General features: G+C 47.5%; 16 protein-coding genes. 6 read left to right on the top strand and 10 right to left on the bottom strand.

The features are described 5' to 3' along the window. Positions 1-18: 18 nt before the first annotated feature. Together glsA and BN8899_RS19700 are read left to right on the top strand one after the other, a co-directional pair. A complete protein-coding gene (gene glsA, locus BN8899_RS19695; protein WP_065220619.1) occupies positions 19-981 on the top strand; it encodes a glutaminase A in 963 nt (320 codons plus the stop codon). Positions 982-1,136: 155 nt separating this feature from the next. After that, positions 1,137-1,805 (top strand): ion transporter, encoded by a 669-nt coding sequence (locus tag BN8899_RS19700; protein ID WP_018339058.1) that lies wholly within the window; start codon positions 1,137-1,139, stop codon positions 1,803-1,805. A gap of 229 nt (positions 1,806-2,034) precedes the next feature. Here the strand turns inward: BN8899_RS19700 and BN8899_RS19705 are convergent, their stop codons facing one another. Both BN8899_RS19705 and BN8899_RS19710 read right to left on the bottom strand, forming a co-directional pair. Then, the gene (locus BN8899_RS19705) at positions 2,035-3,432 is read right to left on the bottom strand and encodes a glutamate decarboxylase (RefSeq protein WP_018339059.1); all 1,398 of its coding nucleotides are present in this window, start codon (positions 3,430-3,432) and stop codon (positions 2,035-2,037) included. A 180-nt stretch (positions 3,433-3,612) separates the two neighbouring features. Continuing rightward, positions 3,613-4,299 (bottom strand): pentapeptide repeat-containing protein, encoded by a 687-nt coding sequence (locus BN8899_RS19710; protein WP_018339061.1) that lies wholly within the window; start codon positions 4,297-4,299, stop codon positions 3,613-3,615. A 129-nt stretch (positions 4,300-4,428) separates the two neighbouring features. On the opposite strand from BN8899_RS19710, the gene BN8899_RS19715 reads away from it, so the two are divergent. The 3 genes from BN8899_RS19715 (at position 4,429) to BN8899_RS19725 (ending at position 8,713) form a co-directional block, all read left to right on the top strand. Continuing rightward, positions 4,429-6,075, top strand: coding sequence for an AMP-binding protein (locus BN8899_RS19715; protein ID WP_018339062.1), 1,647 nt, complete (start codon positions 4,429-4,431; stop codon positions 6,073-6,075). A gap of 194 nt (positions 6,076-6,269) precedes the next feature. After that, entirely contained in the window at positions 6,270-6,851 is a 582-nt protein-coding gene (locus BN8899_RS19720) for a DUF4251 domain-containing protein (protein ID WP_169503692.1), read from the top strand. A gap of 212 nt (positions 6,852-7,063) precedes the next feature. Next, complete coding sequence (locus BN8899_RS19725; RefSeq protein WP_018339064.1) at positions 7,064-8,713, top strand: AMP-binding protein; 1,650 nt, start codon at positions 7,064-7,066, stop codon at positions 8,711-8,713. A gap of 9 nt (positions 8,714-8,722) precedes the next feature. Here the strand turns inward: BN8899_RS19725 and BN8899_RS19730 are convergent, their stop codons facing one another. Continuing rightward, complete coding sequence (locus BN8899_RS19730) at positions 8,723-9,652, bottom strand: calcium/sodium antiporter (protein WP_065220620.1); 930 nt, start codon at positions 9,650-9,652, stop codon at positions 8,723-8,725. A 109-nt stretch (positions 9,653-9,761) separates the two neighbouring features. Here BN8899_RS19730 and BN8899_RS19735 point away from each other — a divergent pair, with 109 nt between their 5' ends. Beyond that, entirely contained in the window at positions 9,762-11,024 is a 1,263-nt protein-coding gene (locus BN8899_RS19735) for an Nramp family divalent metal transporter (RefSeq protein WP_065220621.1), read from the top strand. A gap of 5 nt (positions 11,025-11,029) precedes the next feature. Here the strand turns inward: BN8899_RS19735 and BN8899_RS19740 are convergent, their stop codons facing one another. The 7 genes from BN8899_RS19740 to rocD form a co-directional block, all read right to left on the bottom strand. Then, on the bottom strand, positions 11,030-11,587 hold the full coding sequence (locus BN8899_RS19740; protein WP_026207785.1) for an RNA polymerase sigma factor: 558 nt from the start codon (positions 11,585-11,587) through the stop codon (positions 11,030-11,032). A gap of 171 nt (positions 11,588-11,758) precedes the next feature. Beyond that, complete coding sequence (locus BN8899_RS19745; RefSeq protein ID WP_065220622.1) at positions 11,759-14,434, bottom strand: zinc-dependent metalloprotease; 2,676 nt, start codon at positions 14,432-14,434, stop codon at positions 11,759-11,761. Positions 14,435-14,496: 62 nt separating this feature from the next. Next, positions 14,497-15,351: a putative zinc-binding metallopeptidase gene (locus BN8899_RS19750; protein ID WP_065220623.1), complete on the bottom strand. Its 855-nt coding sequence runs from the start codon at positions 15,349-15,351 to the stop codon at positions 14,497-14,499. Positions 15,352-15,370: 19 nt separating this feature from the next. Next, entirely contained in the window at positions 15,371-16,756 is a 1,386-nt protein-coding gene (locus tag BN8899_RS19755; RefSeq protein ID WP_187376965.1) for a RagB/SusD family nutrient uptake outer membrane protein, read from the bottom strand. A gap of 28 nt (positions 16,757-16,784) precedes the next feature. After that, the gene (locus BN8899_RS19760) at positions 16,785-20,411 is read right to left on the bottom strand and encodes a SusC/RagA family TonB-linked outer membrane protein (protein ID WP_231932441.1); all 3,627 of its coding nucleotides are present in this window, start codon (positions 20,409-20,411) and stop codon (positions 16,785-16,787) included. A gap of 82 nt (positions 20,412-20,493) precedes the next feature. Continuing rightward, entirely contained in the window at positions 20,494-21,633 is a 1,140-nt protein-coding gene (locus BN8899_RS19765) for a FecR family protein (protein WP_065220626.1), read from the bottom strand. Positions 21,634-21,832: 199 nt separating this feature from the next. Then, a complete protein-coding gene (gene rocD / locus BN8899_RS19770; protein WP_065220829.1) occupies positions 21,833-23,044 on the bottom strand; it encodes an ornithine--oxo-acid transaminase in 1,212 nt (403 codons plus the stop codon). Positions 23,045-23,125: the final 81 nt, after the last annotated feature.

A 23,125-nucleotide genomic window follows, 5' to 3' on the forward strand; every position in this document is an offset into this window, starting at 1 on the left:
TAAATTAAAATTACAGGTATGAAGAAAACAATTACAACCAGTGACCTCAAGAACCTAGTAAACGAGGCACACGCGCAAGTGAAAGATTTGAAGGGAGGAAAGAACGCGAATTATATTCCATTCCTGGACAAAATCGATTCCAACCTGTTCGGCATATCCGTTTGCCTCCCCTCGGGAGAAGTCATCACGGCAGGCGACACGGACTACGTGTTCGGTATTGAATCCGTATCCAAAGTCTACACGGCAGTACTCGTGTTGCGCCAATACGGGGCACAAGCCGTTCTCGACCAGATCGGGGCTGACGCCACGGGATTGCCTTTCAACTCGATCATGGCAATCTTGCTGGAAAACGATCATCCCAGCACCCCGCTCGTGAACGCCGGGGCGATCTCCGCTGACAGTATGGTGAAACCTATCGGCAATAGCGACGCCAAATGGAAAGCCATCACCGACAATATGCGGGAATTAAGTGGCAGTGACCTCAAATTACTCGACGAACTTTACAAATCCGAGAGCGAAACAAACTTCAACAACCGTTCCATCGCATGGTTACTTAAAAACTTTAACCGGATATACGACGATCCGGATATGTCACTTGACCTTTACACGCGCCAATGTTCCATGGGGGTAACGGCAAAACAATTGTCTATCGCCGCCTGCACCATCGCCAACAACGGGTTGAACCCCGTGACGAAACAACAGGTATTCGAACCGTCACTTTCACCCAAAATCACGTCGTTGATCGCCACCGTGGGATTCTACGAGCACACGGGCGATTGGCTGTACACCAGCGGCGTCCCCGCGAAATCCGGGGTAGGTGGAGGCGTACTGGGTGTTGTTCCCGGTTTATTCGGCATTGCCGCTTTCGCGCCACCACTGGATGAAACCGGAAACTCCGTGAAAGCACAAGCGGCCATCAAATACATCGCCCAGAAATTAAATGTCAATGTATTCGGGGGCGACCAAGTGGAAATAAAATAGGTCTATAAGGTCTGTAAAGTCCATAAAGTCACGGGTGTCCTTCGGACTGTATTTAATGGCAACTCAAGCTGCCGTAGACAAAGCGCCCGCAGGGTCAAAGACTTTATGGACTTTATAGACTTTACGGACTTTATAGACTTATAAACTAAATCATCATGAAAAGAAGCAAGGTACTGGAAGAAATACTCAACGGTTTTGTTTTATTGGGTAGTATGGCTATCATCGTGGTTGCCTCCATTGAATTACTGAAAGGCAACGAAGCGCTGAGCGAATCATTTATATTAAAATTCCATCTCTGGATATGTTCCTTGTTCCTCGCCGACTTCTTCGTGAGATGGTACACGGACGGATGGACAGCCCGATTCTTCTGGAACAACCTGTTCTTCCTCATCGTATCCATCCCTTATTTGAACATCGTGTACAACCTTTCCACCAGCATATCCCACTCGACGTGGATCCTGCTACGCCTTATCCCGCTTGCCCGGGGTATATACGGGGTATCGCTTATCGTCGGCTGGATGACCCGCAGCAAGATCACGAATCTGCTTATCACCTACCTCACCATCCTGTTCACCACGATTTACTTTTGCAGCATCGTCTTCTACTACATGGAACATGATGTAAATCCTCCCGTGAAAACCTACTGGGATGCCTTCGACTGGGCACTCATGAACGTCACTACCGTCGGTTCCAACATCTTCGGCGTCACGAAAATCGGACAAATCCTCGCCGTCGTCCTCGCTGCCGCGGGCATGATCTTCTTCCCCATCTTCACCGCTTACGTCACCACGAAATTCCAGAACAAGCGGAAAGGAACTAACTAGCCAGGCTCCCGCCATCACCCCGCTATCATACCGCCCGTTTCAATACAACTTCAATACAAAACCTATACAAAAAAGCACGTTTTTGTATAGAATATGTATCTTCTGCCGTCATTTTGTATTGAAACAAGCGGGAATCCCGCGGGAAGATCACGAGTACATGACAAGATGATACCTAAAAAAGAGGTGTGCCGAAACACACCTCCTCAATTACATCATTGCAACAACGCTACTAGCGAGAGTGATTGAACCCTCTCGGTTTCTGCGGTTCTTTGTTTCTCCACGCGAGAGCGCTGTTAGTCGGTTCTTTCAAAGCGTCTAACTGTTTCACGCAACGACGAATGTCTTCCATCAACAAGTCGGCAAGGTCGATACCCGTACCCTGGCGGACAACGACACGCATGATAATCACGTCCTCCATTGCCTTCGGCATCGTGTAGGCGGGCACTTGCCATCCTTCCACGTGCAGGGCGTCGGATAAATCATACAGCGTCCAGTTGCGTTTCGGGTCTTCTTTCAGTTTCCATATAAACAACGGGTTCGGCATATCATTACTGAAGAACTCGAACAATCCTGTCTCTTGTAATTGTTTTTTCAAGTACAAGCACACGTTAAGGCAATTTTGTTGCACTTTCCTGTATCCCTCTTTACCCAGGCGCAAGAATTGATAGTATTGAGCCAGCACTTGGTTACCCGGACGGGAGAAGTTGATGGAAATACTCGGGATATTAGCCCCCAAATAGTTCACGGCAAAGTTCATCTCTTCCGGTAAGTATTGTTTGTCTTTCCAAACCACCCAGCCCACACCGGGATATACCATGCCGAACTTGTGCCCGGATGTACTGATAGAAAGTACCCATTTCAAACGGAAATCCCACAACGTGTCCGGGTCAATGAACGGGTGAATGAAACCTCCCGTGGCAGCGTCCACGTGGATACAGATTTCCCACCCCTTCTCTGCATTCAATTTATCCAACGCATCATTGATCTCCTTCACGTTATCATTCAGACCGGTGATAGTCACACCTTGAATAGGCACAACGCAAATCGTGTTCTCGTCACACATCTTCACTACATCCCGCGGGTCAAGCGTGATCTTGTCCATGGTCACGGGCACCATACGCATCTCTACATCCCAGTAGATAGCGAATTTCTCCCACACCACCTGCATACAGGTTGAAATGATGAAATTCGGTTTATCGGTGGGAAGACCTTTTGCCCGGCGTCTTTTCTGCCAACGTTTCAAGGCGGCGATACCACCCAACATACAAGCCTCGGAAGACCCCACGGTACTCGTACCCGTGCAATAGGGTTTCTCGGGAGAGTTCCACAATTTGGCGAGGATATTCACGCAACGGCGCTCGATCTCGGCGGTCTGCGGGTATTCCGTCTTATCAATCATGTTTTTATCCATGTTCTCGGTCATCACCTTCCGGGCGTAATCGTCCATCCACGTGGTCACGAAAGTAGCCAAATTCAAACGTGAGTTCCCGTCGAGCATTGCCTCGTCGTGAACCATTTGATAAGCCACTTCGCCCGGCATCATTCCCTCAGGCATCTCGTACTTAGGCGCAACCCGTGCCTCTTCATCTGTCCCAAAAACCGGTGTGATAGGATTTTCTGTCTTCATAATTTAATTAGTTTAGTTTATTTTATAACGAAAAATAAATCGTCGTTCTTTCCGACGTCGCTAATAATTACGTGACCGAATCCCGAAGGTTTCAACCTCTCACCACATTTAACAACACTTGCAATTTGCTGACACTTGCAATTGAAAATTGAAAATGAACTCCTTCCCCCTTCGGGTACTTCAATTTTCAATTATTTCATCCTTTACCACCAAACCTAGCAACCGGGAAAAATCCAACGCCTGCAATGACGTGACGACAACTCCCCGCAAATCTTCCGGGTTCAAGCGGATGCCTGCCAACTGGCAGGAACGAAAATCCATTCCCCGCAACGTGGCACGGGAAAACTCCGCTTCCGTGAGGTTACACGTATCGAAACACACCGGGGAGAATGTGCAATGCTCGAAACTCCCGCTCTGCATATCGCTATGCGCGAACGACACTTGCTTCATCCGGCTCATGGAAAAGTTCACGTACCGGGCATTGCAATGATGCACGAGCACGTGATTCAAGCTACATTCTCCCAGGTTCGTCCCCAACAACTTGCAAGCGACAAACTCTACACGGTAGAATGCTGCCTCGAAAAAAGACACATTTGACAAATCGCAATTCTCGAACCGCACGTCGCTCACCTGTGCCCCCCGGAAACTACAATTACTAAACGTCACCCCGTTAAACACGCAGTGATTCAATTCCAGATCGGCGACCTCCGCCCCGTCCACACACTCCTTCCGGAACACCCCATCGCACACCTCCTCATCCCTCAACAATTCCTCCAGCGTTTTCACGCTTTCCCTCACCCCCTGCACCACGGGAGGGACTATCTTCATCTCGTTGCTGCCCTTGCCTGCCTTCTGTCTCAATGCCATAACTTCTTTCGTCTAATCATCATATTACCGTTCCAAAGATAACATTTTTTCCATCGGACAGTCATAGTATCCCACAACTTTTACACCCGATTTTCAGTATAAACGATGATAACATTAACAGACCGAGTCATGGAACAAAGTTTTTTAAAACTAATAGAACACAGCATAAAAGAACATTGGCATCTGCCGTCACTCACGGACTACCAGGGAGCGGAACACAATTATAAAGACGTGGCACGCTGGATCGAGAAACTACATATCCTGTTTGAAAGAAGCGGCATCCAACCGGGCGACAAGATTGCCCTGTGCAGCCGTAACACTTCGAACTGGGGAATCGTTTTCCTCGCCACGCTGACATACGGCGCCGTTGCCGTTCCCATCCTGAACGAATTCCGCCCGGACACCATACACCATATTATCAACCACTCCGGGGCACGCCTGCTCTTCGTCGGCAAATCCGTGTGGGACAACATCGACCACGGGGAAATGCCCGGACTGGCGGGAATACTTGCCATAGCGGACTACTCGGTGATCTCTTCCGACAATGCGGCAATGGCGGAAACAGTACCCGTGCTGGAAGAATTATTCAAGCAGAAACACCCGGAAGGGCTTCAATTACGGGACGTGCACTACCGGGTGGAACATCCCGATGAACTGGCGATGATAAACTACACCTCCGGGACAACCAGCTCGCCCAAGGGCGTAATGCTGCCCTACCGCAGTATGTGGTCGAACCTCCGCTACGCTCTCGACCAGATGGGCTACACACCCGGCGAGAAACTCGTGTCCATCCTCACGATGGCACACATGTACGGGCTTGCCTTCGAATTCATCTACCCGTTCGCCAGCGGGATACACATCTATTTCCTGCAAAAGATGCCCTCCCCGAAGATACTAGGCGAAGTATTCGCGGATATCCGCCCGCACCTCATCGTGGCAGTGCCGTTAATTATCGAGAAAATCATCAAAAGCCGCGTACTCCCCCAGTTGGAACGATTCCACATCAAGCTCATGCTAAAAATACCCGTGCTGGGAGGCAAGATTCGCCACAAGATCAAACAACAAATCCTCGATGCTTTCGGCGGACGATTCAAACTCCTCGCTGTCGGGGGAGCGGCACTGAACAAAGAAGTCGAGGCATTCCTCCACTCCGTGAAATTTCCCTACACGGTGGGTTACGGAATGACGGAATGCGGTCCGGCAATCGCCTTCGACCACTGGCAGACCTTCCGCCCCACCTCTTGCGGCAAGGCTGTAGACCGCATGGAGATCAGGATCGAGTCCGACGACCCCTTCAACAAGGTGGGCGAAATACTCACGAAAGGCGCAAATGTCATGAAAGGCTATTTTAATAACCCCGAGGCGACGGGAACCGTCCTTTCCCCCGATGGATGGCTCCACACCGGGGACCTCGGCGTGCTGGACAAAGATGGTTACCTCTATATCAAGGGGCGCAGCAAAAGCCTTATCCTAGGTCCCAGCGGGCAGAATATCTACCCGGAAGAGATCGAAGATATACTGAACGCGCAACCCTACGTGGCGGAGTCGCTCGTGATCGAGAAAGACGGGAAACTCACCGCCCTTGTCTACCCTGACGCCGAAGCGATGAAGCAGAATAAAATCACGAAAGAAGCCCTCCACAAGATCGTCAACGAAACCCGCAAAACAGTAAACCAGCAACTCCCGGCATACAGCCAGATTGTCCGCGTACAGATACACGAGGAAGAGTTCGAGAAGACCCCGAAGCGGAGCATAAAACGGTTCCTTTACCAATAAGCCCGCAAGGGACAACCGCTTTTCACGACCTTATCACCCCTCGAACAGGGCAACATGACATCTTAATCCATTCAAAATTTGCATTTTATTCTTATTTTTATTATCTTGTCATGGAAATTGCACCACGCGGGAAGTGGTACGCAATTTGTTACACATACAACAAGAGTTATATTCACACGAAAAACAACAAGAACATGAAAACACTGAAAACAATCCTTCCGATAGGAATACTTTTATTCTTCTGCCTGTCCGCGGTAGCGGAGAAAAAGCAGAAGACGGATACTGCCGCCCTAGGCAAGATAGAGCGATTAATGAAAAGCCGGATATTCTACGTCGAAGTGGACGAGGCTTACCCCAGCGGCAATAGCAGCGTAACAATCAACTCCAAGTACGGGCAAAAACGCATCGGTGGAGAAGGTTACGTTTCCCTAGCGACAAACCAAGGACAAATCTTCTTCCTTGATACGATTGCCACAGGACGCCTGCCGTTCTTCGGACGGGCATACTCGGTGCCTTACGGTGAAGGAGGCGGGGTAGAATTCGAGAAAGCCAAAATATACGATGAGTCGTTCAAGGTAATCAAAAAGCGGAAAAAGAACTATATCGAGTACAAATTCAACGTGAGAAACCGCAACGACGTCTTCAACTTCTACATCGAGGTGTACGCTAACGGCAAATGCTCGGTCAACGTGACTAGCAACAACCGTGCCTCCATCTCTTACGGCGGTAAACTCACCCCGATTCCGGAAGACAAGAAAAAAGCAATGGGTTTATAAAGTTATAAAGTTCATAAAGTTTATAAAGTTACGGACATCCTCCGGACCATACTTACAATCGGTTCATACTCCCGTAAATCAAGCATCCGCAAGGTCTACAAACTTTATAAACTTTATGAACCTTACAAACTTTACAAACTTATCCCCTTCTCCCCGTTACCGACTTCCCGAAATTATTCGTACCTTTGACATTTGTTTGAAAGTTACCTAAAATGGAAGAAAGTTTTATCTATTATATTGAGAGTAGTATCAAAGAAAATTGGGACCGTCCGGCGTTGACAGACTACCAGGGAGTAAATTGTAACTACAAAGACGTTGCCCGAAAGATTGAGAAACTACATATCTTGTTCGAGCATGCGGGCATCAAAAAAGGAGACAAAATCGCGCTATGCGGCAGAAACTCCACGAACTGGGGAATAGCGTTCCTCGCCACACTCACTTACGGGGCGGTTGCCGTTCCCATCCTCAACGAATTTAAACCGGATAACATCCACAACATCGTGAACCACTCGGAAGCACGCTTGCTTTTCGTGGGAAGCGTCGTGTGGGAAGGTTTGAACGAATCGTCCATGGAAGCATTGGAAGGCATCCTTAGCATGGAAGACTACTCGGCTATCGTGTCACGAAGCCATTCGTTGACAAGCGCCCGGGAGCGACTGAATGAATTATTCGGGAAAAAATTCCCCGACCGTTTCCGCCCGGAAGACGTTACTTACGAGTACGACAAACCGGAAGAATTGGCAATCATCAACTACACGTCGGGAACCACCAGTTTCTCGAAAGGGGTTATGCTCCCTTACCGCAGCCTATGGTCAAACCTTGCGTTCGCTTTCGGGGTATTCGGGAAGATGCCCGGGGAACAGGTGATTTCCATGTTACCCATGGCACATATGTACGGGCTCGCCTTCGAGTTTATCTACGAATTTGCCAGCGGGGCACACGTGTTCTTCCTGACACGTACTCCCTCGCCGAAGATCATAGCGGACGCTTTCTCGACCATTCGCCCGAACCTGATTATTTCCGTGCCTCTGATCATCGAGAAGATCATCCGGAAGAAGGTTCTACCTTCACTGGAAAAACCACTAATCAAGCTGATGCTAAACTTACCGCTTCTCGACAAGAAGGTTAAAAATGCCATCCGCCAGAAAGTAATCGATGCCTTCGGGGGTAACTTCAAGGAACTGATCGTCGGGGGTGCCGCACTGAACAAGGAAGTGGAAGAATTCCTCCGTTCTATTAACTTCCCTTACACGGTGGGCTACGGGATGACCGAATGCGGTCCGATCCTCTCCTATGCGGGTTGGGAAACGTTCAAAAAGGGATCTTGCGGACGTGCCGTGCCTCGCATGGAGTTGAAGATAGATTCTCCCGACCCGGCACATATCGTGGGTGAAATCCTTGCCAAAGGCGATAACGTGATGCTCGGGTACTACAAGAACGAGTCGGCAACACATGCCGCATTCACTCCCGACGGGTGGTTGCGCACGGGCGACCTCGGGCTGATAGACGAGGAAGGCAACCTCTTTATCAAGGGACGTTCCAAAAACATGATTCTGGGTCCCAGCGGGCAAAACATCTATCCGGAAGAGATCGAAGACCAACTGAACAATCTCCCTTACGTCTGCGAATCGATCGTCGTGGAAAAAGACGGTAAACTGACCGCATTAATCTATCCGGACTTCGAAGCAATCAATGCCGACAATAAAAACTCGGACGAGGCGATTACCGCTATCATGGAAGAGAACAAAAAACAAGTCAACGAAACTCTCCCGGCGTACAGTCAGATCGCCAGCGTGAAAATATACAACGAAGAATTCGAGAAGACACCGAAAAAAAGCATCAAGAGGTTCTTGTATCAATAGCAAGAACCTCTAAACTATCAAATATGCCGTGTACCCCACGTAAATCAAGAATAAAACAATCCCTTCCGGACGTGCTATCCGGAAGCCCGTGCGCATAAAAGGCAAAAGCAGTAAGGACGAACCCAGCATCACTCCCATATCCAGCCAGTTGATCTGGTTCGTTTCCACGGGGGAAATCGTCGCCGTCAGTCCCAGCACGGCAAGCAAATTGAATATATTAGACCCAACCACGTTACCGATCGCAATATCTGTCCGTTTCTTGATTGCCGCCACGACGGAGGTTGCCAATTCCGGCATACTCGTTCCTGCCGCCACGATGGTCAAACCGATCACTGCCTCGCTCCATCCCAACGCTTTGGCAATAACCACGGCATTGTCCACCAGCAAACCGGAACCCCACACGAGCAATCCTAATCCCGCGATAACAAACACGACATCAAGCATCCAACTCTTGGTAGGCTTCATCTCCTCGCCATCTTCTACAACCTCACCCCGCTTTGCCTTATAAACACAATAAACCATATAGATACAAATCCCGACAAAAAACAAAACACCCGCCCACCGGGGAAATTCCCCAGCGCGGAAAATAATAATAAACAAGACCGTCGCCAATAGCATCACCGGCATATCGAAACGTATCAACCGCGGATTCACTCGTAAAGGATAAATCATCGCCGAGATACCCAATATTGCACAGACATTGAACACGTTCGACCCCATCACGTTTCCCACGGCTATCCCCGGATTCCCGTCCAAGGCAGACTGCACGCTCACTAACAATTCCGGCGCACTTGTCCCAAACGCTACGACGGTCAACCCCACGACCAGGGGTGAAATTCCAAAACGCACGGCAAGCGAGGAACTTCCTTTCACCAAAAAATCCGCCCCGAAATAAAGTACCACGAGCGAAAGTATCACGAGAAAAATCGGTATCAGCATGAAAACTAAAAGTTAAAAGTTAAAAACTAAAAGTTCACGATCACGAGAACAATTATTCATCGTTATTCGTACTTTTGAAGTTTCAAAAATAAGAATAAAATATCACGATATGCTAAAGCATTTCAAAGAATTACTCAACACGGCAAAACACTCCCCGAAACTGGGCGGGTTGGAAATATTCAAGTATATCGGACCGGGACTGCTCGTCACCATTGGCTTTATCGATCCGGGCAACTGGGCGTCCAACCTTGCCGCCGGAGCCGAGTTCGGATATGCCCTGCTGTGGATGGTGACCCTCTCGACCATCATGTTGATCGTCCTGCAACACAACGTGGCTCACTTGGGTATCGCCTCTGGGTTGTGCCTTTCGGAAGCCGCCAGCGAATACCTGAAACCCCGCTACGCTAAAGGCATTCTTTATTCCGCCATGCTCGCTTCCGTATCCACCTCGCTCGCCGAGATACTGGGAGGCGCCATTGCCCTGCAAATGTTGTTCAACATTCCCATACGTGCCGGTTCGCTGCTCGTGATGATTTTCGTGGTGATTATGCTCTTCACGAATACTTACCGGGTAATCGAGAAATGGATTATCGCTTTCGTATCGATCATCGGCTTGTCGTTCATATACGAACTCTCGCTAGTCAATATTGATTGGAACGAAGCGCTCCCCGCTTGGGTAACCCCCGCTTTCCCGGAGGGCTCTATGGTTGTTATCATGAGTGTACTCGGTGCCGTGGTGATGCCCCACAATCTTTTTCTGCACTCGGAAATCATTCAGAGCCGACAATGGAACATTCAAGACGATAAAATCATCAAAAAGCAATTGCGTTACGAGTATGCCGACACGATACTCTCCATGGTGATCGGTTGGGCAATCAACAGTGCCATGATCCTGCTTGCCGCCGCCACGTTCTTCAAAAGCGGTACTCCCGTCACGGAACTCGAGCAAGCCAATTCGCTGCTGACCCCGCTATTAGGCAACAACGCCGCCGTGGTCTTTGCCGTGGCACTCCTGTTCGCCGGGATTTCCTCGACCATCACTTCCGGCATGGCGGCAGGTTCTATCTTTGCCGGCATCTACAAGGAACCTTACGATATCAAGGACAACCACTCCAAGATCGGCGTACTGTCGTCCCTCGTTCTTGCCTTTGCCCTGATCATGCTCATATCGAACCCGTTCCAAGGCTTGATTTATTCGCAAATGGCACTCAGCGTGCAACTGCCCATCACGATCTTCACGCAGGTTCACCTCACCTCGTCGTCCAAAGTCATGGGTAAATATAAAAATTCCGCGTACACCAAATGGTTGCTATATGTCATCGGGGCGATCGTCACACTCCTCAACATCATGCTACTGGTAAGTTTCTTTTAAGTCATTCAGAGCAGGTACAACAACACGGAATCTTTCAACTTTTCACGCAGAAACTTAAAACTACGACTCTTCTGCGTTTTTACCGTGTGGATCGTTATTCCCAACTTTTTAGCGATCTCCGGACCTGTAAACCCCTGTATGCTCAATTCCATGATCTCCCCGGCACCCTCCGGCAATTCTTTAATATAGTTATAAAGTTGCCGCAACAACTCATCCCTCACGGTGCTGGCAAAGACTTCGTCGGAAAACTCTTCTTCCGTTTCCAGCACGATCTTCCGCTCTATCCCTTTACGGATTTGCAGATTTCTCAAATAAATCAACGCATTATTATAACACGCCCGATAAAGATAAGAAGTCAATTCCTTCATGTCCTGGAATTGCCTGGAAGATTTCCAGACCGCCACTAAAACTTCCTGCACGATATCCTGTGCCTGATCTTTATCCCGTATGATTCCATTTACATATGAACAGAGTACCGAATAATACTTGGCGTAAAACTCTTCCCATGCTCGTATATTCTTTTTATTAATGCCTTCCAGTAAAGAACCAAAATCAAACGACATAGACAGAATTTTTAAGATCACAACAAAGATACGGATAAAATCAATATCTTCCATTACGATCTCCACCAATATAAACCACGAAAACGAAGGCGTGCCTTCATTCGATATTATAAAGTAGAAGTGTGTCGAAACACACCTCCACTTCAACATAGAACGTTAAATTCTAAACTTTTACTTTCCAGTCGATGGTAAACTCGTGTCCAAGCTGGTCAGAATATACTCGTAAAGTCCCCTGTCCGCAGGATCAGCTGTTGCAATCTTACTCTTTACCAAAGCGTAAATCTTTTTTAACATGGGAACGATCTCGTTTTGCATATTTGCCAGAAACATCGAATTTATATCCCCTTGGAAAGGAAATTCATTTTCTCCAAAACGATTCTTTAGTATCGAGCAAGCCACGGTTCCTTTACCTTCACGATTTTCTATCTCTTTCAACTTGTTATAAACCATATCACTCATTCTTATATCACCTATTCCATAGGCACGAATCTCTTCTAACGAGGGGTACAACATCTTGGAGAAGCACGGGTCGCTTTGTGCCGAAGTGACACCCACCATATTGTTACGTACGACACGATAAAACATATTCACGTGCATGACCGTCCACTTTTGCATAATTTGCTCCTCTTCCGACAACTTCTTTCCCTGCCGAGTAGAAGCAAATATTCCCGTGTACAGATCATCATAATATTCCCGAAGCGAGTAAGCCTTCTGGTCCCCAGCGATATGTGACGACCGTATCACATTCGATGTGTAAGCCCTTTGTAATAATGTCATAAAATGTCCACAAAACTCAGTTGAAATATTCTCGTGTAAACCGAACTTGCCAGTCAATTCGGGAGCGTTAATCCAACCACAATCACGTAATTGCCCGATCAACCAAGCTACAGCTCTCTTTTGCACCTCTCGGTCTACCGGTTTAACAGCCTCCCCCTTCGTACCATCTTTCACCTGTGTCAATTGAATCCCGCCAATTTGGTAAGCCACGTTCGTCAAGTAACGCATATATTGCATAACTATATTCCCGTAAATCTCTTTCCGATACCTGAAATCCGGGTCATCCGTGATCCACTCGTCGAGATGTGCCAAAATGTATTTCAAATTCTTAATACCGTATTCACTGGCTTTTAAAGGATCATCCCCCAAATCTTCCTCAAGGGACGAAGGGTCGCACCGAATTATAATCTGCTGCCGACCGTAACGGTAAAAAGGATCGCCCGCCTTCTCGTCTATCCACCGCTCGGCGATTGCCGCCTCTTCCCACTTATCTTTTGCATCGGGAATCGGGGAATAGAGCCACTTGATAACATACTCGTCGTACACACCCAACTCGGGAGGTGTCAACTTCACACCCCGGTCACCCGGTTGCGCCACGTAATTGTAACGGGCATAATCCATGATAGAAGCCGTTGTCCCGTATTTTTGGGTAAAGGAAGCGGAACGCAACGAATCAACCGGAATTGCTGCAGAACCAGCCATATTGTGCATCAGTCCCAGCGTGTGCCCGATCTCGTGCGCCACAACGTAAGTCATCGACTCATCAAAAATCTCTTTCGGCATCTTCTTTGTTCTCACCCGGGGGTCGATTTGCGCTGTCTGCACGAAACGCCAGTTATTAATCAACTTGACGATATCATTGTAAATAATCACGGAAGCATTGATAATCTCTCCAGTTATCGGGTCTACCCAAGAGGGTCCCATGGCGTTCGCTACCGCCGTGGGAGAGTAACGCACGCAAGAATACTTCAGGTTATCCGGGTCAAAAGTCGTATCGGCTACCGGGAAATCCCGTACCTGCACCGCATTCTTGAACCCGATCTTTTCGAAAGCCTTATTCCAAGTCAAAATACCAGCTTTGATAGGTGCTTTCCATTCCTCCGGGAAAGCATCGTCCACGTACCACACGATTGGCTTCACGGGTTCCACTAACTCACCCCTTTTCCATGCTTCCATGTTCTTGGGCTCCAAACGCCAGCGGTTGGCAAGATAATAAGGGCGTAACCCATCCTCTTTCTGCGACAACTCGAATTTTGAGATAGCAATCTCCCCGTATTTATCATTCATGGTTGGGAACACACCGACCCGGGAATCCTGTATCCTTGGCTTCATCTTATCCTCCGGCAACAGAAGCATCGAAATATTGGAACGCACGGCTATCTTTCCAAGCTGTGCCATAAACATTCCCATACCTAATTCCAACGAAACCCGTTGATTTATCTCCACGGAAACATTATCATCAAAAACTTTTATTTTCCCGAAATAAGGCTTCTCGTTCTCCACTAAAGAAAAATTTCCCAATAGCCCTCCTCCTTGCGGAGAGAGATCCAGATTATTGTACAACAAATCCGTCACCTCGAACACGATAGCCGTACTATCGTCATTATAAGCCTTCACGGGGAAACGCTTGTAAAAATCCGACATATAATTCTGTTCCAAGGCTTTCTTCGCCCAAGGCTCGTCAGTCCCTAACGTAACTGCCCGGTTCGGAATATTGAACAACACGGAAGAATCCTGCAACTCAATTTTCAAATGCAAGGGATTCATGTATTTATATCCCACGTTCACAGCCATTGCGTCTGAAGAAGCCGAGATCGTTCCGCCCAACAGGACTTCCCGCCCCAAGTTCTGCAAAGGATACTCGAAATAGATTTTTTCACCCACTCTATGGATGGTCATTAGACCGCCCTTCACTTCCACTCTTCCCGGCTCCTTGAGAAATTCCGCGTATTTACTTAAAGGCTGCGGACTTTCCGCTTTCTTGTCCTTTTTCCTGCTGCCCGTTCCATTCGTGGCAAGGCAAGGGAATCCCAGTGCTACTAAAAGTAGCATCACATACAATCTTTTCATCTTAAACATTTTTAAATTAAACAATGATTATTGCCGCACAAGAGCGACATTTATTTTGTACATTAATAATTTCCAATCTCTCGTAAATCAATTTTGTAATTTTCCAAAATATATTCCCGCAAAATATCGTACTTCTGTTGCACCAGCGGGTATTCCAAATCCGATGCCCACTCCTCCGAAGTCCGGCTGACCATGCTATCAATAAAATAGCGCAAATCTTCACTGCTATCCAGCCTACCCGTTTCCCAATTCACCCGTCCACACCACTCAGTACCATCACTCTTCGCGACAAAACCTCTGGCTCGGGCATAATCAGGTGAATCGGGATCATCAACGTCCGCCGCATAGGAATAATCACTCACCTCGTAAAACTCATCCGGAATGACAATCACACCCCGATTAATCCAATCTCTTAGCAACTCGCTCTGAAGTGCAGATTTAAACTCAGTCCTCACTTCTTCCGGCATATCAACCAATACATCCGAACAATAACCAACCGCAATCTGTCCTTGAGCTATACGAGTATAAATAGACTTTCCATTAACCTCCAATGTTCCTGTCAGGAATACCTTCCGGGGCATATACCGTTTATGAAATTCCTCCGGATAGAACTTAAACCAGATTTCATTTAGCAAATCCAGCATATTCCCCGCATACTGCGGATCGGGAGCCGTATAGGAATAACTCAAACTTCCACCTCCCTGCCGCCAATTGAAATCAGCCTCCGTGTACTCGTACAGGAAATAAGTCCCATACTTGTCGAATAAACTCACGATACGGTCGTCCGCCGGGGATTTGCCTTGCGGCAACACGTACCCCTGTTCCAAAAGTTCAACTTCCCCGAGCTTCTCATCCTCGGCACAAGCACCCGCTAAAAGGGTGGCCAATAATATCAAGTATAGTTTTATCTCTTTCATACTCTTTCAATTATTAAATTTATTCAATGACACCTTTTCTTGCCGGGGCATAGGCCGATGGGTTCTGTTTCAACAGGACATTGTTACCTATTGCTGATTCGGGAATCGGTATGGTATAAAGCGGATCTTTTTCCTCCAATGTATAAATGACCCACGGCTCGTTCTCGGTCACTTTATATTTGTGTGATATAGAAGGCATCCCGTAGCGACGCAAGTCAAACCATCTAAGCTCGTCAAAGCAGAGTTCCCGGCGGCGCTCTTGTCGAATTTCTTCCAAAAGGGCAACCCCGTCCGCGATAGCCAAATCCTCAAACCCCTCTATCCGGTGGCGGCACAACATATTCAAATCCTCCAAAGCCTCCGTTTGCTTTTTCAACTGCACATAAGCCTCCGCCCGGTTCAAATAAGCTTCCGAAATCCTGATCGTGTTTACAGGAGCACCCCATTCCATAATCGTTTTCTTCGAGCACGTACCCCATGGAAACCATAAATCCAAACGCCGGTCATCTCCCGTGAACGTCGACATCAAATCCTCGGACGGAATATACCCATAGGGTATCTCAATCCAAGCATTATAAAGCCACTCCACCTCGGAATGCTTGTAACTTGCCATCTCAAACTCGGAATACATCTGTATCTTCGTGTAATCCGTCAATCCCTCTCCGGTTTTTATCGCCTCTGTGGCAGCATCTACCGCCTCCTGCCATTTCTCCATGTACAAGAATACCCGGGACAACAGTACTTGTGCCGTCGAAATATTAATCCGGTAACTTCCTCTCCTTTTCGGGTATTTCTCGAACAACTCGATGGAAGCTTTCAAGTCCTTAACAATTTGCTGATACACATCATCCACCGTACTCCGGGCAATCCCATTTTCCAACAAATCAGCAGCTAACTTCAAAGGTACTCCTTCTGCATTTTTATTGTAATTATAAGGTTCACAGAATATATTAACCAGCATAAAATAATAATACCCGCGTAACGCGTAAGCCTCTGCTTTTACCTGATCCCTCTCCTCCGGATCACCTATTGCATCGTCAATTCCATCCAAGGTAGCATTTACTCCCGCAAGCTTTTTGTAAGACATCGTATATGCATCTACCGCATAGGACTCACCTCCCCACATATCCGGTTGCCACGTATAATGACCGTAATACTGTGTTGCAAAAGAATTCTCCTCGTCACCCCAATAAGATGACGGATCCAGTTCCAAGTCGTCGTCAAAATAATAAAGCGCATCATAAGCAATATCCACGTACCCGGATCCCAGCAATAACTGGCTAAAATCAGACACGGTCGTCACGATCACCTCGTCCTGTGACTTTTCTTTCAGAAAATCAGAACAAGCCGCCAATAAAAACACACCGACCCATGCTATATTCTTTATAAACTTAAATCTTTTCATGATCTTATCGTTTTCCATTTTACAACAACTAAAATATCACTTGCAATGACAACGAGGTCACGCGGCGTGCCGGCCAGTTCCGGGTTTCGGGATCCAAACCGTCCCATTTCTTATCCGAAACCCACATAAACGGGTTCGTCATACTTGCTTTTATCTGCATCCGTTGGATGTAAGCCCGTTTCAACCATTCCGGATTCATCTCGTATGACAGGGAGAGGGAACGGCAACGAATAAAATCCGTGTTGGCAACCCGCACGTCGGACAAATTATACATCTCGTACAAATTTTTATGACCGTAACCACCGCGCTCTACCGCAGGCAATACTATCTGTTCATTACCCGCTCCCGGAAGAGAAGGAATATTTGTGTAAACTTCATCTCCAGCCTTCTTCCAACGATCGAGTAGTTTCCTCGATACATTCTGCTCCGGTTTAGGCAACCCGGAACCATTCGAGAAAGAAGAGGCGTATAATTCCGGCAATCGGTCATGCCCTCCCCATTGCACTGCAAACAAGGCATACAACGAAAGTCGTTTGTATTTAAACAGCATATTGAAACCTCCCGAAAAATCCGGCACCAGTTTCCCGGACTTTACTAAATATGCCGTCGGGTCAATACCATTTTCCACATCCATATTTTTAAATACCGGTATTCCGTTTTCCGGATTCAACTTATCGAACCCGAAAGAATAAAACGTGGAAAAAGGACTTCCTTCTATTACGGCGGAACCGTTCAGGTAACTATCAATAGTATTCCAGCGTTCATTCTTGTTCACCTTATTACGGGTCACGGATGTATTCACCGAAAGCTGCCACGTGAAATTTTCCGTCCGGATAGGAACCACGTCGATCACGAAATCATACCCGCGATTTTTCATCGAAGTACCGGACACCACGCCACCAGCTGTTCCATTCTCAATAGCCACATCACGGACTGCAAGCACATCGCTCAACTTTTCAAAATAATTAGCCGTGAAATTCAACCTCCCGTCAAACAACGAACCTTCAATTCCGATATTGTAAGTCTTCGTCTTTTCCCAGCCTAAATTCGGGTAGGGCAACGAACTTACAATCAAAACATAATCCTTGTAAGACGCATCAAAACCCCCGTCCCTTGCCGTCAGGTAAGGCGAAACCGAAGAAACCGCATTTCCCTGGTAACCATAAGAACCGTACAAATCCAAATTATTAATCCAAAGCTGCCCCAGCAGAAAATTCTCGTTCCCTAACCTCCATTTAGCCCCGACCGACCAAGTCGGTTCAAAACGTTTATTCTTGTCTTGCGCGAAACGGTTGGAAGCATCCAGACGAGCGCTAAAATTCATCACGTAACGATCAGCATAAGAATAAACCGCCAACATATATTCACTGAGTTTATTATCCACACGATTAATCACTTGCGTCCCTCCATTCACGTAAACACTATTATCCAAACGTTCCCCCTGGCTATTTTCAAAAAAGGAAGGAGGCGTAGTAAATGTCTCTCCCCGATTTGGTAAATAACCGTAACGCTTTAACGTATTTCCCTTTGTCTTGAGAGTATTGGTTTCAATCCCCACTTGCAACGTCATTCGGTGCTTTACCCCGAATAAATGGTCATATACCAAACCATTCCGAACCATAATAGATGTATTGTTCGTCAGGTCCGTTTCCAGCAGTCCCCCGTTAGGCAGAGGAGTCTGTTTTGTCATATCATCCGTCGAGGCTACCGAACCGAACTCGTATCCCCGGATCTGCGTGATATAGAACGAGCGTTCGTCAGCATACTTTTTCGAATCGGCAGAAGAAGAAGTATAAGATACCAATCCCTGGTATTCCAACCCCGGCAGAATCCGCCATTTCAAATCGATTGTCGTTCCCCACGTTCTCGTGCTATTCTTACTTCCTGTATTTTCCAACTCGTTCAGTATATTATAATTATACCTGCCGCTCATTTGATAAGTCCCTTCTGTCCTTGCCCCCTCTTTCTCGTGATAATAATAAGAACCGTCCTCGTTATACGCCGGAATCACCCTTGTCGTGTTGTACGCGTAATTGAAAGGATCCACCCCATAAGCGAAACCCCGCACATCCCGTATTGTCCCTTTCAGCAACATATTAATCATCAAACGTTCCCCGAAATTCACGGTTGTGTTGGACGTTGCCGTGAACGTCGTCATATTATTTCCTTTGGCTTCTCCCTTTTCTTCCGAATACCCGAAAGAAGTTCGGTTCTGAATCCTCTCCGAACCACCGCTGATACTCACGTTATGCGAGTGATTGAACGAATTGCGGAACAACAGTTTGAACCAATCTGTGTTCTGTTTAGCCATCTTCATGTATTCCCGACTCATCTCCTCCTCCGTGATCTCCTTATTCAACCACTTTTGGAGCAAACCGGCATAACCGACAGGCAAAACCGTGGAAGGATACACTCGCCGCTCATCATATATTTCCTTCGAGAACTGCATCATCTCTTGGGAATTCATCAAATCGTACAACCCGTAGCGAGGTCTTTGCCCGATAGAGAAACTACCACTGTAATTCACGTTCATCTTTCCCGCTCTCGCCTTCTTCGTGGTAATCACAATCACACCGTTCGCCGCCTTGGAACCGTAAATAGCCGTGGCGGAAGCGTCTTTCAACACCGTGATCGTCTCTATATCATTCGGGTTCAACCACGAGATGGCATTACCCGCCAATTGCTTGATGTCATCCGCATCCACGGAAAACTTCGTGTTGTCCTCCGAGTTAAAAGGCTGCGGGTCTTGCTGAATCACCCCGTCGACCACCCAAACAGGTTCCTGGCTCCCGAGCAAGGTGGAAGTTCCCCGTACCCGAATCTTCGAGGTTGCGCCGACCTGCCCCGTCGTGTTCCACACCAGCATACCGGGTACAACTCCCTGCAACATCTGGTCGATAGAGGAAACTCCCGCCATCAGAACATTCTCCGCCTTTACCGTCGTGGAGGCTCCCGTGTAATTTCCTTTCGACATATTACCATAACCCGTCACGACCACTTCGTTCACTGTTTTCACGTCCTCCTTCATCACGACGTCGAGCGTTTTCTGCCCCGAGTACTTGATTTCCCGGGAAATCATTCCGACAAAAGAAAAGATCACGAAGACATTCTCACCCTCCGGCACCATAATCGTGTACTTCCCGTCCATATCGGTAGCGGTGCCCATGACGACCGATGTGCCGACAGCATTATCCGTTTTCTGCCTCACCAAAACAGTAACACCCGGTAACGGCACACCTTGTTCATCTTTAACGATTCCCTTCAACACGCTTTGCTGCTTCGTGACAACTTGTCCCCTACCGGGACGGATCAGTACCGTGTTATTATCAAACTCGTACACGAGATTGGCTTTCTTCAACACGGTGTCCAACACGTTCTTCAACTCCATCTTTTCCACCTTGATCGTGATTTCTCCCGCGGTGGCAACCAAAGACGAGTTGTACATGAAATTGATGTTTGTCTGTTTTTTCACCGTCTGAACGAACTCGTCAAGGTTCACGCCCTTCAGATCCAGCGTCACCGGATTCGTCTGGGCATACACGCCCAGATTCAGCACAAGCAGGAAAACAAAGACGACACCACACTTCATAATCCTTGAATTGTTCCCGTACCTACCCATTAGGTCAAGAAACTTGATTACTCGATTTTTTTTCATACTTTTGTATTGTTTATTTAAAACATGGACTTAAAGGGGAATAGGTTTAAAACCTGAGAAATTTGCGACCTATCCCTCTTTTTTATTTATATAAAATAATCACATCTTCCTTTATTTCATAATGCACATCGTTTAACTTCTCCAACAATCGCAGGAACGTATTGATATTATCGTACCGTTCAAGGCTTCCCGTGTATTCCAACTCCTTCACGTCCTCGTCTTTAAACACCGCCTTTATCCCGTACCAGCGTTCCAGCACATGCATGATATTCCCCAACGATTTATTCTTGAAGACAAACTTCCCGTCTTTCCATCCCACAAACTCCTCCACGTCGACGGCACGCACCTCTACCACCCCGGACAAAAGTACTATCGCCTGCTCTCCCGGCGACAGGATCACGCTTTCCTTATTCTTCGACGTGAAACTCACCTTGCCGGAAACCAACGTCGTGTACCCGATCTCCCCCCGGTAAGCGGTAACGCCGAAAGACGTACCAAGCACCGTAATATCTCCCGTTTCCACGCCCACGATAAAAGGCAAGGAATCTTTCTTCACTCTAAAATACCCTTCCCCGCTTAACTCCACCTTCCGTTCCTTTCCCATGAAAGCAACCGGATACTTTAATTCAGACCCCGCATTCAACCATACTTCCGTCCCGTCGTTCAACACCACGTGGCATTCCCCCCCGATAGGAACTTTCAATTCATTGTTGAGTTCTTTTTCCACCGTGTTCACGGAAGTATAAGAAAGTTGTCCATTCTCGTACTTCACCACATTCCCGTCGTTTTCCATGATCGCGACAGGTTCTTTCCCAATCACCACTGTCCGTCCGTCTGCCAGTTTCAATACCGCCGCAGTTTCCCCCGGCGGAACAATTTCCCGGTTGACTGCAACCTGCCCCCCAGTTGAAAGCTTCAAGTTCTCCCGGATCATGAACCCCAGAATCAACACAGCCGCCACGGATGCCCCCCATGCCATCCAACGCCGGAAACGACTCCGGTACACCTGTTTCTTCAATGCCTCGAAAGCAGGCTTATACTCGTAACTCTCGAATTCCTTGAACTTCCCGGTCACAAAAGCCTCGTCGAGCAACTCTTCGTGCGCTTTCCGTAAAGAAGCATCCTGCAACAAGACATCCATTTCTTGCCGTTCCTCATCGGAAAGAGTATTCCCCAAAGACTTCTTAAATAGTTCTATTACCTTATATAAATCCCGCTTCATACTTATTTCATGTTATTACCACATCAATACTATTTTCATCACGCATCCGGTTTAATAAATGATCTTTCAATGGTATAATACATGAACTTGCCAAGAGTATGACAAAAAAAAGAAAAAAAATCTCTACAAAATAAAAAAGAAGGTAGCTATCCAATAAACTTGTTAGCTACCTCCCTTCTAATATTCTGTTTATCGCAAACTATTCAAACTCTTTTAAAGTCTTCTCGATAATTCCGACAGCTTCCAGCAATTGTTCTTCATTAATTACCAGAGGCGGGGCAAAACGGATAATATGGTCATGCGTCGGTTTTGCCAACAAACCGTTATCACGAAGTTTCAGGCAAACATCCCAAGCGGTCTTGCCATTTTTCGGGGCAATAACCACGGCATTCAACAAACCTTTACCGCGTACCAGCGCCACCATGTCCGACTTGATTTGTCCTACACGGTCACGGAATATCTTACCCAGCTTCTCGGCATTCTCGGCAAGCTTCTCGTCTTTCACCACCTGCAAAGCAGCCATAGACACCCGGCAAGCGATCGGATTGCCGCCATAGGTGGAACCGTGCTCTCCCGGCTTGATCGTCATCATAATCTCGTCGTCAGCCAACACGCAGGAAACAGGCATCAAACCGCCGGAAATAGCCTTGCCGAGGATCAGCACGTCGGGACGCACGCCCTCGTGGTCGCACGCCAACATCTTACCCGTGCGGGCAATACCGGTCTGTACCTCGTCAGCCATAAACAACACGTTGTGAGCCTTACACAATTCATAAGCTTTCTTCAAATACCCTTCATGCGGCACGTAAACCCCAGCTTCTCCTTGGATAGGCTCCAACAGGAATCCAGCCACGTTCGGATCTTTCAACGCCTCTTCCAAAGCGGGAATATCATCGTAAGGGATGCGAACGAATCCGGGCGTAAACGGTCCGAAACCGGCATACGAAGAAGGATCGTTAGACAACGTCACGATCGTGATCGTACGACCGTGGAAATTATTCTCGCAAACAATAATCTTTGCCTGGTCGGCAGGAATACCCTTCACGTCATATCCCCAGCGGCGGCATAACTTCAAAGCCGTCTCGTCCGCTTCGGCACCGCTATTCATGGGCAGCACCTTATCATAGCCGAAATATTTCGTGATATATTCCTCCCACTCTCCCAACACGTTGTTGTAAAAGGCGCGGGAAGTCAGCGCCAGCGTCTTCGCCTGCTCGGTCATCGCATTGACGATCTTCGGGTGGCTGTGTCCCTGGTTCACGGCAGAATAAGCCGACAGAAAATCAAAATAACGTTTCCCGTTGACATCCCACACGTAGATTCCTTCCCCTTTTTCCAACACCACGGGTAGCGGGTGATAATTGTGGGCGCCATATTTCGCCTCACGATCCATGTACTCTTGTTCGGTCATTTTTTTCATGATATCATTTTAGTTAGGTTCGACGTTTTCACGTAACGAGCACAATTTCATGAAAAAAAATCAAAAAAACAA

This window comes from Butyricimonas sp. Marseille-P2440 (assembly GCF_900091675.1).
GTDB lineage: Bacteria > Bacteroidota > Bacteroidia > Bacteroidales > Marinifilaceae > Butyricimonas > Butyricimonas synergistica.

What these genes read in the sequence shown, in the direction of transcription:
- glsA (WP_065220619.1), top strand. Translation starts at nt 19, where the DNA reads ATGAAGAAAACAATTACAACCAGTGACCTCAAGAACCTAGTAAACGAG.
- BN8899_RS19700 (WP_018339058.1), top strand. Translation starts at nt 1,137, where the DNA reads ATGAAAAGAAGCAAGGTACTGGAAGAAATACTCAACGGTTTTGTTTTA.
- BN8899_RS19705 (WP_018339059.1), bottom strand. Translation starts at nt 3,432, where the DNA reads ATGAAGACAGAAAATCCTATCACACCGGTTTTTGGGACAGATGAAGAG.
- BN8899_RS19710 (WP_018339061.1), bottom strand. Translation starts at nt 4,299, where the DNA reads ATGGCATTGAGACAGAAGGCAGGCAAGGGCAGCAACGAGATGAAGATA.
- BN8899_RS19715 (WP_018339062.1), top strand. Translation starts at nt 4,429, where the DNA reads ATGGAACAAAGTTTTTTAAAACTAATAGAACACAGCATAAAAGAACAT.
- BN8899_RS19720 (WP_169503692.1), top strand. Translation starts at nt 6,270, where the DNA reads ATGAAAACACTGAAAACAATCCTTCCGATAGGAATACTTTTATTCTTC.
- BN8899_RS19725 (WP_018339064.1), top strand. Translation starts at nt 7,064, where the DNA reads ATGGAAGAAAGTTTTATCTATTATATTGAGAGTAGTATCAAAGAAAAT.
- BN8899_RS19730 (WP_065220620.1), bottom strand. Translation starts at nt 9,652, where the DNA reads ATGCTGATACCGATTTTTCTCGTGATACTTTCGCTCGTGGTACTTTAT.
- BN8899_RS19735 (WP_065220621.1), top strand. Translation starts at nt 9,762, where the DNA reads ATGCTAAAGCATTTCAAAGAATTACTCAACACGGCAAAACACTCCCCG.
- BN8899_RS19740 (WP_026207785.1), bottom strand. Translation starts at nt 11,587, where the DNA reads ATGTCGTTTGATTTTGGTTCTTTACTGGAAGGCATTAATAAAAAGAAT.
- BN8899_RS19745 (WP_065220622.1), bottom strand. Translation starts at nt 14,434, where the DNA reads ATGAAAAGATTGTATGTGATGCTACTTTTAGTAGCACTGGGATTCCCT.
- BN8899_RS19750 (WP_065220623.1), bottom strand. Translation starts at nt 15,351, where the DNA reads ATGAAAGAGATAAAACTATACTTGATATTATTGGCCACCCTTTTAGCG.
- BN8899_RS19755 (WP_187376965.1), bottom strand. Translation starts at nt 16,756, where the DNA reads ATGAAAAGATTTAAGTTTATAAAGAATATAGCATGGGTCGGTGTGTTT.
- BN8899_RS19760 (WP_231932441.1), bottom strand. Translation starts at nt 20,411, where the DNA reads ATGAAAAAAAATCGAGTAATCAAGTTTCTTGACCTAATGGGTAGGTAC.
- BN8899_RS19765 (WP_065220626.1), bottom strand. Translation starts at nt 21,633, where the DNA reads ATGAAGCGGGATTTATATAAGGTAATAGAACTATTTAAGAAGTCTTTG.
- rocD (WP_065220829.1), bottom strand. Translation starts at nt 23,044, where the DNA reads ATGACCGAACAAGAGTACATGGATCGTGAGGCGAAATATGGCGCCCAC.